The sequence below is a fragment of the Psychrobacter sp. G genome, from assembly GCF_000418305.1.
Taxonomy (GTDB): domain Bacteria; phylum Pseudomonadota; class Gammaproteobacteria; order Pseudomonadales; family Moraxellaceae; genus Psychrobacter; species Psychrobacter cryohalolentis.
Genome location: NC_021661.1, coordinates 2,758,811 through 2,775,493, shown reverse-complemented (window position 1 = coordinate 2,775,493; position 16,683 = coordinate 2,758,811). Strand labels below are relative to the sequence as shown.

Annotated in this window: 14 protein-coding genes; 5 read left to right on the top strand and 9 right to left on the bottom strand. The window is 42.2% G+C overall.

Translation table 11 applies throughout. The features are described 5' to 3' along the window. Positions 1–288: 288 nt before the first annotated feature. Positions 289–1,632 carry a trigger factor gene (gene tig / locus PSYCG_RS11605; RefSeq protein WP_011514543.1) on the bottom strand — a complete coding sequence of 448 codons (1,344 nt, stop codon included), beginning with the start codon at positions 1,630–1,632 and terminating at the stop codon, positions 289–291. Positions 1,633–2,078: 446 nt separating this feature from the next. Beyond that, positions 2,079–2,732 (bottom strand): RdgB/HAM1 family non-canonical purine NTP pyrophosphatase, encoded by a 654-nt coding sequence (rdgB, locus tag PSYCG_RS11600; RefSeq protein ID WP_020444353.1) that lies wholly within the window; start codon positions 2,730–2,732, stop codon positions 2,079–2,081. A gap of 458 nt (positions 2,733–3,190) precedes the next feature. On the opposite strand from rdgB, the gene PSYCG_RS11595 reads away from it, so the two are divergent. Next, complete coding sequence (locus PSYCG_RS11595; RefSeq protein ID WP_011514541.1) at positions 3,191–3,820, top strand: superoxide dismutase; 630 nt, start codon at positions 3,191–3,193, stop codon at positions 3,818–3,820. A gap of 168 nt (positions 3,821–3,988) precedes the next feature. Here PSYCG_RS11595 and PSYCG_RS11590 read toward each other — a convergent pair whose 3' ends face one another. The 3 genes from PSYCG_RS11590 to PSYCG_RS11580 all read right to left on the bottom strand — a co-directional run bounded on the left by PSYCG_RS11590 (position 3,989) and on the right by PSYCG_RS11580 (position 6,624). Beyond that, a complete protein-coding gene (locus PSYCG_RS11590; protein ID WP_020444352.1) occupies positions 3,989–4,606 on the bottom strand; it encodes an SLATT domain-containing protein in 618 nt (205 codons plus the stop codon). Between the two features lie 119 nt (positions 4,607–4,725). Then, positions 4,726–5,544: a DUF72 domain-containing protein gene (locus PSYCG_RS11585; RefSeq protein ID WP_020444351.1), complete on the bottom strand. Its 819-nt coding sequence runs from the start codon at positions 5,542–5,544 to the stop codon at positions 4,726–4,728. Between the two features lie 72 nt (positions 5,545–5,616). Further along, entirely contained in the window at positions 5,617–6,624 is a 1,008-nt protein-coding gene (locus PSYCG_RS11580; RefSeq protein WP_020444350.1) for a polyprenyl synthetase family protein, read from the bottom strand. Positions 6,625–7,364: 740 nt separating this feature from the next. On the opposite strand from PSYCG_RS11580, the gene fadB reads away from it, so the two are divergent. From fadB to PSYCG_RS11560, 4 genes are all read left to right on the top strand, one after another. Next, positions 7,365–9,524 carry a fatty acid oxidation complex subunit alpha FadB gene (gene fadB, locus PSYCG_RS11575; protein WP_020444349.1) on the top strand — a complete coding sequence of 720 codons (2,160 nt, stop codon included), beginning with the start codon at positions 7,365–7,367 and terminating at the stop codon, positions 9,522–9,524. 143 nt (positions 9,525–9,667) lie between these two features. After that, on the top strand, positions 9,668–10,840 hold the full coding sequence (gene fadA, locus PSYCG_RS11570) for an acetyl-CoA C-acyltransferase FadA (RefSeq protein WP_020444348.1): 1,173 nt from the start codon (positions 9,668–9,670) through the stop codon (positions 10,838–10,840). 264 nt (positions 10,841–11,104) lie between these two features. After that, positions 11,105–11,680: an isochorismatase family protein gene (locus PSYCG_RS11565; RefSeq protein WP_011514535.1), complete on the top strand. Its 576-nt coding sequence runs from the start codon at positions 11,105–11,107 to the stop codon at positions 11,678–11,680. A 185-nt stretch (positions 11,681–11,865) separates the two neighbouring features. Next, positions 11,866–12,495 carry an HD domain-containing protein gene (locus PSYCG_RS11560; protein WP_011514534.1) on the top strand — a complete coding sequence of 210 codons (630 nt, stop codon included), beginning with the start codon at positions 11,866–11,868 and terminating at the stop codon, positions 12,493–12,495. Between the two features lie 104 nt (positions 12,496–12,599). Here the strand turns inward: PSYCG_RS11560 and phoU are convergent, their stop codons facing one another. The 4 genes from phoU to pstC form a co-directional block, all read right to left on the bottom strand. Continuing rightward, positions 12,600–13,331 (bottom strand): phosphate signaling complex protein PhoU, encoded by a 732-nt coding sequence (phoU, locus tag PSYCG_RS11555; RefSeq protein WP_011514533.1) that lies wholly within the window; start codon positions 13,329–13,331, stop codon positions 12,600–12,602. A gap of 215 nt (positions 13,332–13,546) precedes the next feature. Then, the gene (gene pstB / locus PSYCG_RS11550; RefSeq protein ID WP_020444347.1) at positions 13,547–14,482 is read right to left on the bottom strand and encodes a phosphate ABC transporter ATP-binding protein PstB; all 936 of its coding nucleotides are present in this window, start codon (positions 14,480–14,482) and stop codon (positions 13,547–13,549) included. A 99-nt stretch (positions 14,483–14,581) separates the two neighbouring features. After that, positions 14,582–15,496, bottom strand: a complete 915-nt coding sequence (gene pstA / locus PSYCG_RS11545; protein ID WP_011514531.1) for a phosphate ABC transporter permease PstA — start codon at positions 15,494–15,496, stop codon at positions 14,582–14,584. 83 nt (positions 15,497–15,579) lie between these two features. Further along, complete coding sequence (gene pstC, locus PSYCG_RS11540) at positions 15,580–16,530, bottom strand: phosphate ABC transporter permease subunit PstC (protein ID WP_011514530.1); 951 nt, start codon at positions 16,528–16,530, stop codon at positions 15,580–15,582. Between the last annotated feature and the right edge of the window lie 153 nt (positions 16,531–16,683).

The following is a 16,683-nucleotide window of genomic DNA, read 5'->3' as shown; positions in this document are numbered from 1 at the left end:
GGTATCGCATCAATAGTTGATAAATAGCGGTAATAAAGGCTATTAGCTTAAAATAATTGAGCTAATGGTAACTTTTTTATCAGAGTAATAGTAACTTTTTAATGTGACAAATGATAAATGACTTCCTATTAATAGGGCGTTTGTGCGTACTTATCAAGGGTGCTGTCTATAATCTAGCCATAAAGATAGCATATAAGCCACCAATAAAAATGCCCTAACAAATTTGTTAGGGCATTTTTAGAGCAATCTTAGCAGTCAGTACCAGTTAATGGCAAAGATTTAGCTAGATTACATTGCTTGCTGCTGTTGTTGCTGAGCAGCTAATAGGTCTTGGTAGCTAACTTCTTTGTCAGTTACTTTACCTTGCTCGATTAGATAATCAACCACTTGGTCTTCTAATACAACAGACTCAATGTTCGCGCGCTGTTGCTTATCAGTGGTGTAGTACTCGATTACCTCACTTGGATCTTCGTAGTTTTCAGCCGCTTCTTTGATGAACGTCTCAACGCGAGCTTGGTCAACTTCTAAGCCTTTGGTATCGATAACGCGAGCAACGATGATGCCAAGGCGTGCCGCACGTAGTGCTTGCTCTTCGAATAACTCATTTGGTAGCATGTCTTTATCGAAGCTATCAGCATTCGCACCGAACTGCTGAGAAAAACGTTGCATCATCATGTTGCGTTGACGCTCGATTTCTTGCTCTAGCATAGCATTAGGTACGTCAAACTCGTTCTTTTCTAACAAAGCATCAAACGTTGCTTGCTTTACTTGGCTACGAGCAGCATTTTTGATTTCGCGTTCCATGTTTTTGCGAACGTCATCTTTTAACTTCTCAACGCCGCCTTCTTTAACACCAAATAGCTCAAGGAATGCATCGTCAATTTCTGGTAGCTTAGATTTTTCAACCAATTTTACATTGATTTTGAACTGAGCTTCTTTACCCGCTAAGTTTTCAGCTTGATAATCTTCTGGGAAAGTCACGTCGATGGTTTTTTCTTCGCCAGCTTTCATACCTTTGATGCCTGCTTCAAAGCCAGGAATCATCTGATTGCTACCGATAACCAATTTGAAGTCTTCAGCAGAACCGCCTTCGAATTTTTCGCCATCGATAGAGCCTTCAAAGTCAAAAGTGACTTGATTGCCTTTGTCCGCTTTACCTTTTTTCTCAACGAATTCTTCACGTTGTTTTTGTAGGTTTTCGATCATGGTGTCAACATCAGCTTCATCAACCTTGGCGGTATGACGTTCAACTTCGATCTCATTGATACCTTGTACATCAACTTCTGGGAAGATTTCAACAGTGGCTTGATAAACCAAGAAATCATCTTCAAGTTTTACGTCGTCGATATTCGGCATGCCAACGGCGCGGATGTCTTCAGATTTGATCGCTTCAAATACAGTATCACGGATGACGTCGTTGATCACTTCTTGTTGAATGCCAGCACCGTACTGTGAACGGATATGTGACATAGGCACGTTACCTTTACGGAAACCGTCAATCTTGGCAGTTTTCGCTACTTGGCGAATACGGCCTTCAACTTTGTTTTGAATCTTTTCAACGGGTACTTTAACCGTTAACTGAGTTTCTTTGTTAGATAGCTTGTTGGTTGTGACTTGTAAATCTGTAGCCATGATCATTACACCTTTAGGATTGAATAATAGACAACCATGCCTCAAAATACGGGCGTTTATGACTGGTTGCCGTTGGAATAAATAGGGGATAGTGATAGCAAGTCATTCTCAAATCAATGCCTTTAGCAATCGCTGCTGGCTCTGAAAAACGACATGTTTAATCTTAGTTGATACTATCAAATATCAATAATAAACCGTCAATAGGTCGCATAATAACGCTTTTTGGCGAATAATACAGACAATTAACGGCTTTCAACAAAATTTTAAAAGTAGAACAGTATAATCTATCTGTTTATTAAAGTAAAAATTATCTGTTTTGTCGTTTACGCGGTATCAATTTACTATATCAGTCATCTCATTTAAAGTACGTCTTGTATGTCTACGCCTGATTTACTGATGTGAGGATTAAATGGCATCAAATTGGATAACTACAAGAGATAAGCGTCTTATAAAGGCAATTGCGCCAATAACTGCTTGATCGCCTGACCGCGATGGCTGATGCTATTTTTATCCGCAGCACTGAGGCTTGCCGCCGTCGCCTGCAGCTCTGGTAACCAGAACAGTGGATCATAACCAAAGCCACCATCACCATGTGGCAACTCTAAAATCTCACCGTGCCATAAACCTTGCGCGATAATCGGTAGCGGATCATCAGCATGACGCACCATTGCCAGTACGCAAACAAATAACGCTTTAATGGGCTCGTTAGCTTGCTCAGCTCGGATAGGCTGCAATTCAGCGATAAGCTTTTCATTATTCTTACTATCGTTACCATGCTCACCGGCATAGCGCGCAGAATAAATACCCGGTGCATTACCCAATACTGGCACACAAAGTCCAGAATCGTCGGCAATCGCAGGCAATCCACTAATACGGCTAGCATGACGGGCTTTTATAATGGCATTTTCGATGAAACTCAAGCCATCTTCAATCGCATCGTCGATATCGAGCTGACCTTGAGGGACAATCGTCACATCCAAATCTGCTTCCGCAAATAGTCTTGTGAACTCAGCAAGCTTGCCTTTATTATTGCTGGCGAGTACCCATTGCTTGTGAGATGTAGATTGGGTCAAGGGTCGCGATGTACTGGTAGCACTCATAGTTAATATTCCGTCATGTAATTAAGTCTAAATAAAGAAGAGGGTGATTCATATTAAGGTACTATTTTATAATTTTTTTGTTTGCTGTTCGCAAGCAATACTGATTGCGATTTGCATAACATTTGGTAACTGATATTTGTCGCCACTATTGCTATAATAGCTGCCAAGCTACAGTGAATTATATCTTATAGCTTGTGAATATTTGGTTAATAAAGGCTGACAAAGTCAAGTGTTTGGCTTTTGAGCCAAGAGCAAGAAAAGAATAATAGTTAATTTTGGATTCATAATAATACGTGATACTGTGTTCAGCAATACAATGTATTAATCGATAAAATTCATTTTAAACAATAAACTCAGCCAATTTAGCCAGCTATTTTATAGGGTTTTTTGCGTGTTAAAAATAGCGTAAAATTCAGTTTCCATAAAATAACAGCTAAAACAGCAAGGATAAAATAACTATGTCAAAGATTACTTTACCAGACCTACCATATGCAAAAGATGCTTTAGAGCCGCACATCAGTGCTGAAACTTTAGAGTTCCATCATGATAAGCATCACAATGCATACGTGACTAAGCTTAATGAATTGCTACCAGGTTCTGGTCTAGAAGACAAAACGTTGTCAGAAATCATCATAGCAACGGCTAAAGATGACAGCAAGCAAGGTATGTTTAACCAAGCAGCCCAAGTGTGGAACCACACGTTCTACTGGAATTGCATGACGCCAACTAACGGCGGTGGCGAACCTACTGGTGACTTGAAAGCGAAAATCGAAGAAGACTTCGGTAGCTATGACAAGTTCCGTGAAGAGTTCAAAAACGCAGCATTGACTCAGTTTGGTTCAGGTTGGGCATGGCTAGTCGCTGATAAAGTCGGTGGCAAATTGTCTATCGCCAAAACTGCTAACGCTGACACGCCACTTGCACATGACCAAATCGCGGTATTGACTTGCGACGTATGGGAACATGCTTACTACATCGATTATCGTAACCGTCGTCCTGACTATGTTGACACGTTCTTAGACAAGCTAGTGAACTGGGACTACGCAAACGCAAAATATAAAGGTCAAGACGCTGGTGTTGAAGAGTAATCTTTAACGAGGAAGTATTTGATTTGAAAAAAGGACGCTGAGAGGCGTCCTTTTTTGTTGTATTTTCTAAAAATATAACTGTTTATTCAGAGTTAAGAGTCTGTATAGACGTAGTCAATGTTTTAACGTTTTTTGGTCTAGTCAATTCCAAAACCAAACCCAGTCAAATTAAACCCAATACAGTACTACAGCTAAAGTGCCTATAACCAATATGTAAGAGAAGAAATCTAAGAATAGAGTCCAATATATATGAAGTTTAGAGTACCACCATTCCATACCTTTAATAGTGTAGTTTTCGGGCATTACAAGCCGTGCTCTAATGTGGTCACTACTAGAATAGTTATTCGAATGAGTCTCAAATAGTTTTAATATGTTGTAGTATGAATCTCTAAAACCATCATAAGATATTTGACTATATGGTTGATTTAGAAATGGATGTATCTTTTGTTTAAGTTCACCAAGCTGTGTTGCGCATGAATACATTTTTTCAGATAAATTTGAGTAATCATTTTTATCAATTAAAAGTGAGTAAACTAATACTGCGATGGTCGAAAAAATCTGAATCAATGTTACTAAGTCATTGTTTATATTTTTTCCAAGGCTATAAGCTTGCATCAATGATATAAGAATTAATCCTAAAGAAATTATTACAACTGTATAAGTTGAATATTTGCTATGAAGTCTCAGACGGTCAGATGCATTGAATCTTGTTTTTGAAGTTGCATCTATTTTCTTATATAGATTATTAAAACTTTCCTCTTTTTTTAATGTTTTTTCCGTACTCAAGCTTGATTCCTCGCTAAAAAATATGAGATTTCCGTAATATACTTACTAATTTGTTAGCTATTGTAGGGTGTGGTTTTAATTAGCCGTTGAATGGTGAGTTGCACTTCGCAAACTATACTCTACAGCACCTCAAACCCAAACTTACTCAACGCTTCTCTCAACATCGCAATATTATAATAAGCATGCGCATTGACCGTATTTTGAAAGAAGATATACAGCGTATCAAAATGCTGACGCTGATTGGCAATCGCCTGTGCCCAGTCCTGCATCTCCGCCTCGCTATAACGATAATCATGACGGTCAGCCGCACTCATCGCATCCCACCAGTTTAGATTATTACCATGCATCCGCAGATAGCCGGTGCGCTCGGTAAATATTAGCCGTGACGGTGGTAAACCGCTGACTTTGGGATAATCGACGCTACACCAAATCAACCCTTGTTTGACAAAACTATCGACCACTTGCGGGTTATGCCAGCCGTTATGACGAAACTCAACAGCGAGTGGGTAGTCCTGAAACCAACTGACCAGATTTGCTAAATAAAGACGATGCTCACGAGTACGATCAAAGCCATGTGGGAATTGTAATAATAATGGCGCTAGAGCATTGGTTTCGATAAGCGGGGATAGGGCATTTAAAAACGCTTGCGCGTGATCGCTAGTGCCCTTACGCGCATGAGTAAAGTCTTGATGCAGCTTGACCGCGAACTTCAACTCACTGTCTGCTTGCACATAGGCTTTATCGACCATACCTGCAAAGGCTTTTTGTCCAATGGGTGCGTAAAAAGTACTATTAATCTCAACTGCGCCGTATTGTTTGGCGTATTCACGTAAAAAGTCCGTTTTTTTGGTACCCGTTGGATACAGCGTACCGAGCAAATCGGTATCGCTATAACCGCCAGTACCGAGGTAAATACGCGGAGTAGGGGCACTATCCATGTTGATCACCCTTTGCTGTTTTCAATGATTAAAAGATTGGGCGTATTGTTTCTAAGCTTATTTCTTATTTGTCTATTTCTTACGTGCCCAAAGCCATTCGATAAGTGCCATCAGCGCATCAGTGTCTGAGCTGTCGTCAAGCTCATGAGAAATGGCTGCACGCCCGTCATCAAATAGCGATTGCGCATAGCTGGTCGCATTATTGACACCCATTAACTTTACATAAGTAGATTTGTCTAACTTTTCATCACTGCCGGCAGGTTTACCAAGCGTATCAGTAGAGGTCGTTACGTCTAGAATATCGTCCTGAACCTGAAAGGCGAGACCGATATGCTGTGCACACTCTTGTAGAGCCATGCGCTGCGGAGCCGTCGCGCCAGCACAGATACCGCCCATCAACATCGCCGCTTCAATTAATGCGCCGGTTTTATCACGGTGAATGGCTTCTAAATCATCTTGTGAGATGTCGTTACTGGCTTCAGCATTGAGATCAAGCATTTGACCCGATACCATGCGCCGTGCACGCGGGGCAAAGATAGCAAATAACTGACTTGCGATAGCGGAATCAAAAGGCGCAAAGGTTGGCAGCTCAGCCGTCAGTACTTCAAAAGCAAGCGTCTGTAGTACGTCACCAGCGAGCAGGGCGGTCGATTCTTCAAAGACGATATGAGCAGTTGGCTGACCACGGCGCAGCTCGTCATCGTCCATACATGGCAAGTCATCATGCACCAGCGAATAAGTATGCAGCAGCTCCACCGCCAACGCTGCACGGCGGCACATATCATAATCTGAGTCGTTTTCTAACAAAGATGCCAAGGCATTGTCTTTATCGGTGATTGTGTCATTATGGCTATAAGTGCTGGAAAAAGCGCTGGCAACCAGTAGTGGACGTACCAATTTCCCTGTACCTGTCATTACGTAGCGGCAAGCGTCAAGCAGCGGGCTTGGCAGCTCAGCATAATCAAACAACACTTCGATATCTTTGGCTAATTGCGCGCGCACCTCATGGTGAAACTGCTCTGTACTATTAAAAGGGATAAAGCTAATAGGAGCAACGCTCGACGTAGAAGAAACAGACATAACCCAACCTTCTATCAGGTGAATAATAAAAATATCGTTAGTGTAACATGATAGATTATATTCCTTATGCCACATGCATAATCCCTAATGTATTTTTTAAAGTTGTATATTAAAAATAGAAGGTTTGATATCAAAAACAGAAAGCTTAATATGAAAAGCGGCATGAAATAATGCAATAAGCCCTCGTTACGCATTGGCGATTTAACTTAGTGGTTAAATATGTTTTGATAAGAGGCTGCATTTAAAGGTTAATCACCACGGTCTAATTCCAGTATACAAACAATCACTTAAGGCAGATTGCTAGTCAGGTAAAGGGCTGCTGTGGATTTAAGAGTGACTTGCGAGTATGGTATTAGCTTGTGACAGTCGGGGGCATAATCCCCTACACTAATTGGCGTGAAATTGGTCTAGCGATTGATAATTGAGGTTTTACACCATTTATCAATCGAAAAATGACTATAAAACCAAATCTCAGTCAATAGCTACAATAGTAGTAATATAATATAAGTACATAGAACACCAGTACATAGCTATAAAGGTACAGGCATAAGCGCTAGATAATAAAGATATCTTCACCGTTTAATTTGGCTCACTTTTATCCTCATTATCACGATGACGTCATTATTGTTGATTAGGATGAAAGGGCAGATTAGCGGTGCTATTACCCATTTTTCTAACAATAACTGGCTATTTATTTTAATTTTAAAACGTAGCTTTCGTTATATAGCAAGGAGTTCCAAATGGTATACCAAGGAAATCGCATTACGGTGACAATGCTAGAGGATGGCATCGCCAACATGCAATACAACGCCGAAAATGAGAGCGTGAACAAGTTTGACACTGAGACCAATAAGCAGTTTGCTGAAGTTGTTAATGCGTTAGAAAAAGCAGATGACATTAAAGGCTTAATCGTCACGTCAAGCAAAGGCGTCTTTATTGCTGGGGCGGACATCACAGAGTTTGTGGCTTCTTTTAAGCAATCAGAAGAAGAAATCAAAGATTGGGTTATTAATATCAATGACGCCTTCAATCGCTTTGAAGATTTGCCTTTCCCGAAAGTAGCTGCTATCAATGGCGCAGCGCTTGGCGGTGGTTGTGAGATGACCTTAGTTTGTGAATACCGCGTCATGAGCGACAAAGCCATCATCGGTTTACCAGAAACTCAATTGGGAATCTTCCCAGGCTTTGGTGGTACGGTTCGTAGTACGCGTGTGATTGGTATTGATAATGCGCTTGAGCTGATTGCAACTGGTACACCAAAGAAAGCACTCGATGCACTAAAACTAGGCTTGGTTGATGCGACTGTTGCTGCTGATGACTTGCAAGATGCTGCCATTGATTTGGTCAAAAAATGTATCTCAGGTGAGCTTGATTGGCAAGCGAAACGAGAAGAAAAGCTCGTTCCTGTTAAATTAAATCAGCTTGAGCAAGCGATGGCGTTCAATAGTGCAAAAGGTATGATCTTTGCCAAAGCCAATCCTAAGCAATATCCTGCGCCAGCACTAGCTATCGCTGCTATCGAAAAACACGTTAACTTACCACGTGATAAAGCGATTGAAGTAGAAGCGGCAGGTTTTGCAAAAGCGGCTAAAACTCCACAAGCAGAAAGCTTGGTTGGTTTGTTCTTAAGCGATCAATTGGTTAAAAAGTTAGCCAAACAGCACAGCAAAAAAGCACATGAAATCAATGAAGCCGCTGTATTGGGCGCTGGTATCATGGGCGGCGGTATTGCTTATCAAGCAGCCAGCAAAGGCTTGCCAATCATTATGAAAGATATCAAGTCTGAGCAATTAGACCTTGGTATGGGTGAAGCCAGCAAATTACTGGGCAAAATGGTCGATCGCGGCAAAATGACCCCAGCAAAAATGGGCGAAACGTTAAGTCGTATCCGCCCAACACTAAACTATGGCGATTTTGCTGAAACTGATATCGTCATCGAAGCAGTTGTAGAAAATCCAAACGTGAAGCGTGCGGTTCTTAAGGAAGTAGAAGGTCTAGTAAAAGACGATTGTATCTTAGCGTCAAACACTTCGACTATCTCTATTACTTTCCTAGCTGAAGCGTTAGAGCGTCCAGAAAACTTCGTTGGTATGCATTTTTTCAACCCAGTAAACCGTATGCCGCTAGTAGAAGTTATTCGCGGTGAGAAGTCATCTGAGGAAGCTATTTCAACGACCGTTGCTTTGGCCACAAAAATGGGCAAAGTGCCTGTCGTCGTGAATGACTGCCCAGGTTTCTTGGTAAACCGTGTATTGTTCCCATACTTTGGTGCCTTTGATTTGCTACTTAAGCAAGGTGCTGATTTTGCTCATGTCGATAAAGTCATGGAAAAATTCGGCTGGCCGATGGGTCCTGCCTATCTAATTGACGTCGTTGGTTTGGATACTGGCGTACACGGTGCTGAAGTGATGGCAGAAGGTTTCCCTGACCGTATGAAGCCTGATTATAAAGGCGCTATCGAGCATTTATATGAAAACAAACGCCTAGGTCAGAAAAACGGCGTTGGTTTCTATAAGTATGAAATGGACAAGCGCGGCAAGCCAAAGAAAGTTGCTGATGAAGCCACTTATGAGCTATTAAAAACCACGACTGATAGCGACAAGCAAACGTTTGAAGATCAAGCGATTATCGACCGTACCATGCTGGCTTTCTGTAATGAAACCGTACGTTGCCTAGAAGACAATATCGTCAGCACGCCGTCAGAAGCCGATATGGCGATGATTATGGGCGTTGGTTTCCCGCCGTTCCGCGGTGGACCTTGCCGTTATATCGACCAAATGGGTCTAGATAATTACTTGGCATTGTGTGAAAAATACGCATACCTTGGCAAAGCCTATGAAGCCCCGCAAAAAATTCGCGATATGGCAGCAGCAGGCGAGACCTTTTACGCTATCGCGTAATAGGCAGTCATTACTAGGATGAAGTGCAGTACACATGCTCGATAAGATGATTGGTAATTTATTTATTATCAATAACCTTCTAAGTTAGATAGGCGAGCATTACGGTACTGCCACTGACAATAAAAATTGAAAAGGAAGATAGTATGACAATTTTAAGTCCAAAAGACGTGGTCATCGTAGATGGTGTACGCTCAGCAATGGGTAAAACTAAAAACGGTATGTTCCGTCATGTCCGTGCTGATAGCATGTCTGCTGAATTGGTACGTGCATTGGTTGAGCGTAACGATTTCGATCCACGTGACGTCGAAGACATCATCTGGGGTTGTGTCAATCAGACTCTAGAGCAAGGTTTAAACATCGGTCGTAACATCGGTCTGCTGGCTGGTATCCCAAAGACTGCGGGCGGTCAAACCGTTAACCGTCTATGTGGTTCTTCTATGCAGGCGCTACACACTGCCGCTGCTCAAATCATGACCGGTCAAGGTGATGTTTTCATCATCGGTGGTGTAGAGCACATGGGTCACGTCGGCATGATGCATGGCGTTGATCTGAATCCTGAAGCATCAAAGCACTATGCAAAAGCCTCAAACATGATGGGCTTGACCGCTGAAATGCTAGGTCGTATGAACAACATCACCCGTGAAGAGCAAGATGCCTTTGGTCTTGAGTCACATCGCCGTGCATGGGCTGCGACCACTGAAGGTCGTTTTGACAATGAAATCATCGGTATCGAAGGTCATGATGCTGCTGGTCGCTTGCAACTATGTACCGTCGATGAAGTGATTCGCCCAGACGCGACGATGGAGCAAATGCAAAATCTACGTCCAGCCTTTGATCCTAAAGGTGGTACGGTAACGGCTGCAACATCATCTGCATTATCTGACGGTGCATCTGCAATGCTAGTGATGAGCGCCCAAAAAGCCAAAGAGCTAGGTCTTAAGCCGCGCGCTCGTATTCGCAGCATGGCTGTGGCTGGTTGTGATGCCGCTATCATGGGCTACGGTCCAGTACCTGCGACGCAAAAAGCACTTAAACGTGCTGGCATGAGCATCGATGATATGCAAACCATTGAGCTAAACGAAGCATTCGCAGCGCAAGGCTTATCAGTATTAAAAGCCTTGAACTTGACGGACAAGCAAGACATCGTCAACATCAACGGTGGCGCGATTGCGCTAGGTCATCCACTAGGATGTTCTGGTGCTCGTATCACGGTTACGTTGCTAAATGCGATGGAGCAATCAGATACTGAAATCGGTCTAGCAACTATGTGTATCGGTCTTGGCCAAGGTATCGCGACTATTATTGAGCGTGTTTAAGCCTATAGTATTGCAATAATTTTAAAATAGTTAAGCGCTCTAATATGAACCCCTAGTTATCATAACTGGGGGTTTTTGTATTCAGGGATCATAGTGGTTTACTTAGAATAAAAAGGTCATAAGTTGTTACTATCGCTTATCTCCATTGACGCATTCGCTAAACTGTGACTAAATAAGAGAGTAATTAATTATTATAATTTTAAGTCTGATATTCATTCTAAATCAGTTTAGAGCCGTCAGCTTCAGCCGTACAAGGAGTGTACTATGTCCACCATGATTACTGATCGTACCTACCGTATTGACCGTGAAAATACCCAAGCGATGATAATCGACGTCCAAGAACGTCTGACTCCGCATATCTATGATCATGAAAATATTCTCAAAAAAATAACGACTTTGATTAAAGGTCTGCAAGCGCTTGACGTTCCCATTATGCTTAATGAGCAATATAAAAAGGGCTTAGGCGAGACATTGCCTGAAATTTGTGAGTTATTAGAAGGCGATAATGCTAAAGGTTTTGAAAAAGTCACCTTTAGTGCCTGCGACAATGACGATTCATGGAATCATCTTGCACAGCAGAATCGAAGCATCATTTTATTATTCGGCGTAGAAGCACATGTCTGCGTGCTACAAACCGCGCTTGATTTGCTAGATAATGGCATGCAGCCGGTTATTATTGGTGATGCCGTCGGTTCGCGTTTTCCATATGATAAAAAGCAAGCAATTCGCCGTATTCGCCGTGCTGGTGGCGTGATTACCACGGTTGAAACCATTCTGTTTGAGCTTTGCCGTAGTAGCAAAGACCCTGCGTTCAAAACCATTAGTAACTTGATTAAATAATCTTTTTACTCGATTTAAAATAAAATAGCGCTTACTAACATAAGCGCTATTTTATTTTTATGATAACGCCAATTAACGATAGGTTAACGTCTTCTTTTATAGCGTTTATAAAATGTATAATAATTGCTTATGCGTAAAGGTAGAATGAAGCGCTATACATTAGTAGAAAAATTAAGAGAATATTTATGTCATCAGCTAATTCCATGTCATTCACTAACCCAACGCTTGCCTCAAACATTGATATAGATCATGCCACTCATTATCTGTTAGAGCTTGATGCTCTTAAACGGGTAAATCGCCGCAGTTACGTGACGGGTACGACTCGTCTAGAAAACTCTGCCGAACATTCTTGGCATCTCGCTATGGCATGTTGGTCAATCGCTGAATTGTTTGAACTTGATGTCAATCATGAAAAGTTACTAAAGATGGCGCTAGTACATGACTTAGGCGAGATTGATGCCGGTGATACTTTTTTATATGCCGATACACGCACTGATGCGCATCTTGAAGAACGCGCTGGCATTGCGCGCTTACAAGCTGAACGTGGTAATGGCATTAAAGATTTAAATGAGATTTGGGAAGAGCAGGAAACTGGCAGCAGCAAAGAAACCCAGCTGCTGAAAGTGGTTGATCGCTTGTTGCCGTTTTTGCTTAATTTAAATACCAACGGAAAAACGTGGCTTGAGGGTAATGTTACGCGCTCGCAAGTAGCTGGCGCGCATGCCTTTATTAAAGACAGCTTTCCGAGTATTTATGAGTGGCAGGCACGGCAGATTGAATTTGCCACCGCGCAGGGCTGGTTGATTGATGGTTAAATTTATAGCAGTATCGCACTACTAAAAGCGTGTCTTTTTTATTTTGAACGGACTATGTTTTAAACGGACCATCGTGTGCGATAAAGAAAATGCTATTTAAAATGTCATTTATTACTACCAGCATCCGTGGTTTGCTGGACGATTTTTTCTACTTGCATAAAATTTGTATGCCGCACATCTTTGCCGCTGGTGCAAAAAATAACCAGCTCAGCAATGTTTTTAGCATGATCGCCCACACGTTCTAGGGCGCGCAATACCCAAAGTATATTCATCACTCTGGACACGTGGCGGCTGTCTTCCATAATATAGGTCAGCAAGGCTCGAGTGGCAGATTGATACTCTTCATTAACCGCCACATCACTTTGCAATACCGAAAATGCCTGCTGAGGATTCATATGCGAGAAGGCGTCAATCGCATCAAGTAGCATCACGTGCACCTTATTGGATAAATGCTGAACCTCTGAATATCCTCTTGGAGAAGCGCCGTCTTTAATTAATTTGCAGGCCATACGAGCAATTTTTTCGGCTTCATCACCCACACGTTCAAAGTCAACAATACCTTTGCTAACCGCCATCACTAAACGCAAGTCATTTGCTGCGGGTTGGCGCTTGGTGACTAACAAAATGATTTGCTCATCGATTTTAATATCTAGCTGATTAATCAGCTGGTCGTCTGCAATCACTTTTTTTGCGGTCGCTTCATCTGCAGCTATCAAAGCGCGGGTTGCAACCATGACTTGCTCTGCTGCCATGTAACCCATTTGCATAAACAGCTCAATCACATCATGTAAGTCATTATCAAAACCCTTTGATAAATGTTTTTGCGTTATAAGCATGGCGGCTTCCTTATTCTTGTAGATTTAAATAGGATATAAGCATAAAAAATACATCTATAGTCAATCCACTACAAATCAAACACAGTGCTACTGGGATAAGTTTTGCGCCGACTCTGTCTGCGTAGGCACAGCAAGCAAGAAAAATTTATCCTAGTAGCGCGTTATAATATTTGTACTTATTGTATTTAGGACTGACTATATTTATACAAACTGTTTTAACCATAGCGACCAGTAATATAGTCTTCAGTTGCCTTTTGAGCGGGGTTGGTAAATATCTGATCCGTCTCACCCATCTCTACCATATCGCCCAGATACATATAGGCGGTATAGTCAGAGACGCGTGCCGCTTGCTGCATATTGTGGGTCACGATAGCAATCGTATAGTCGTTTTTTAAATCGGTAATGAGCTCTTCAATCGCGCCTGTTGAGATAGGGTCGAGCGCTGAGGTTGGCTCATCTAGGAGCAGTACTTCAGGTTTTGTCGCCACACCGCGAGCGATACAAAGACGTTGTTGTTGACCACCGGATAACGACAATCCTGATGCACGAAGTTTGTCTTTTACCTCAAGCCATAAAGCCGCCTTTTTGAGTGCCCATTCGACACGATTATCCATCTCAGCTTTGCTTAGCTTCTCGTAGAGGCGTACGCCAAATGCCACGTTGTCATAGATGGACATTGGAAATGGCGTCGGTTTTTGAAAGACCATGCCGACTTGTGCGCGTAGCAAGTTCACATCGATGTCTTTGCCCAAGATATTTTTGCCATCGAGGTTGATATTACCTTCTGCACGCATACCGGGATATAGATCATACATACGATTAAACGTACGTAATAGTGTGGATTTACCGCAACCTGAAGGCCCGATAAAGGCAGTCACTTTTTTGTCTGGAATATCAATATTAATATTTTTTAGCGCTTGAAAGTCACCATAATAGAAATTGAGATCTCGAATACTCATCTTGGCAGGCGGCATATGCTGAGGGATATCTGCTACTGTTTGCTGAGTCAAAAAGGCACTGTCAGGCTGCTGCCCTTGATGCTTCTGACTTCCTTGATCTATATTGGAAAATGATTGACCAAATAAACCACGTTGGCTGACGTTTTGCTTATTCTCTTGCTTAACCGCTTTTCTTTCTAGTAAGTCTGTCATCATCATATCCAATTATTTTAGAATGTTGTCAATATAGGTGCTGAACATAAGTGCTAAACGTGCGCTATAAATTGGCTGCTTAGTCAATTCTTAAATCAGCTATCTTGTATGATCTTTACCGCCAATAAAGCGCGCGAGAATATTGACTATCAGTACTGTCATGGTAATCAGTAATGCTGCCGCCCATGCCAATGCATGCCAGTTGTCATAAGGGCTCATGGCAAACTGATAAATAGTGTTCGGTAAGTTTGCCATCGGTTGGCTCATATCGGTACTAAAATACTGATTGTTTAACGCAGTAAATAGTAACGGCGCGGTCTCGCCAGTGATACGGGCAAATGCCAATAGCACCCCTGTGGTTAGACCCGCTTTAGCCGCTTTAAGCGTGACCGTGCTGATCAGCTTCCACTTTGGCGTACCGAGTGCATAGGCCGCTTCACGTAAAGTATTTGGTACCAGATTAAGCATATTCTCAGTGGTGCGCACGACAATTGGAATCACAATCAAAGCAAGCGCAACTGCACCAGCCCAGCCGGAGAAGCTTTGACCTTTCACCATCAATGCATAAACAAAAAGACCAATCACGATAGAGGGCGCTGACAGCAAGATATCGTTTAAAAAACGAGTAACTTTACCCAACAAGCTGCCTTGTGAGAACTCCGCTAAATAGATGCCCGCCATCATTCCAACCGGCGTACCAATCGCGAGACCTAACAAGGCGATCATCAATGAACCAATAATAGCATTACGTAAACCGCCGTCGCCCATAGGCGGTGGTGTATCTGCCATAAATACCGGCATCTCGATTAACCCTTGAAAACCCTCAACAAAAAGCGTCAGCAAAATCCATGTCAGCCAGAACAAACCAAAAGCGATGGCTGAGATGGCAAAACCAAGCCCCAATCTATTGATCAGGCGACGCTTATGATATAAACGCTTGTTGTAGCGTTCTTCAAAGCGTGAAGTCGGCTGGCTGGTTTGGTCGTTATCAGTCGTGACAGTCGCTAAAGTCATTAGGCGTTTGTCCTTTGTTGGTCGAAGGATTGGGTTAAGTGGTTGATTAACATGCTTGCTTTATAACAAGATATTGGCGCTACTTAGTGACCGGCTTTTTGGTCGATACGCATAAGCATTAGCTTAGAGATGGACAAGACAATAAAGGTAATAACAAATAGGATTAAACCCAAATGTAATAGGGATGCCAAATGCAATTCACTTGATGCTTCGGCAAATTCATTGGCGAGTGCAGAGGTAATCGTTACCCCAGAGGTAAACAAACTTGGGCTGATATTAAAGGCATTACCGATTAAGAAAGTCACAGCCATCGTCTCGCCCAATGCGCGTCCAAGCCCTAAAATCACACCACCGACCACGCCAGCTTTAGTATAAGGTAAGATGATTTTGAACATCACTTCCCACGTCGTCGCACCCATGCCATACGCAGATTCTTTTAATAAATCAGGTACCACAGAAAAAACATCCCGCATGGTGGCGGCAATAAAAGGAATAATCATAATTGCCAGTACCAAGGAGGCGGTAAACATACCAAGCCCCATCGGTGCACCAGTGAATACTTGCCCGATAATAGGCAGAGGACCGATGTTTTCAATCAACCATGGCTGAATGTGTTCGCTAAAATACGGCGCAAAGACAAACAAACCCCACATGCCATAAATAATAGAAGGAATACCTGCCAACAGCTCAATGGCGATACCCAATGGCTTTTTTAAGAAGTTAGGGCACAGTTCGGTCAAAAAGATAGCAATACCAAAGCTCACTGGCACAGCAATAGCGATTGCAATAAGGGAGGTGACAATCGTACCGTAAATAGGTGCAAGTGCCCCATATTGATCGTTCACTGTATCCCAGTTATTGCTGGTATAAAATCCCAGTCCAAATTCAGTGATACTGGGCCAAGCGCCTACGATTAATGAGAGCAGGATGCCACCAAGTGACAATAGCACCAAGATTGCAAATGCTTTAGTTGCATTGACAAAGATAGCATCGTAACGTTTTTGTTTAGCCAGTTGGGACCTTAAATCATTCATAAGTGTCTCAGCGTTGAATAGAATCAAGTCAAAATAGTAAAAGAGGTTTTATCACAACAAACTTAAAAAAATCTTTAAATTTTCTGTGATAAAACCTCTCAAACCCCTACCGGAGAATAGTGGTTTGAGAGGTTGGCTCGACAGTGATTATGC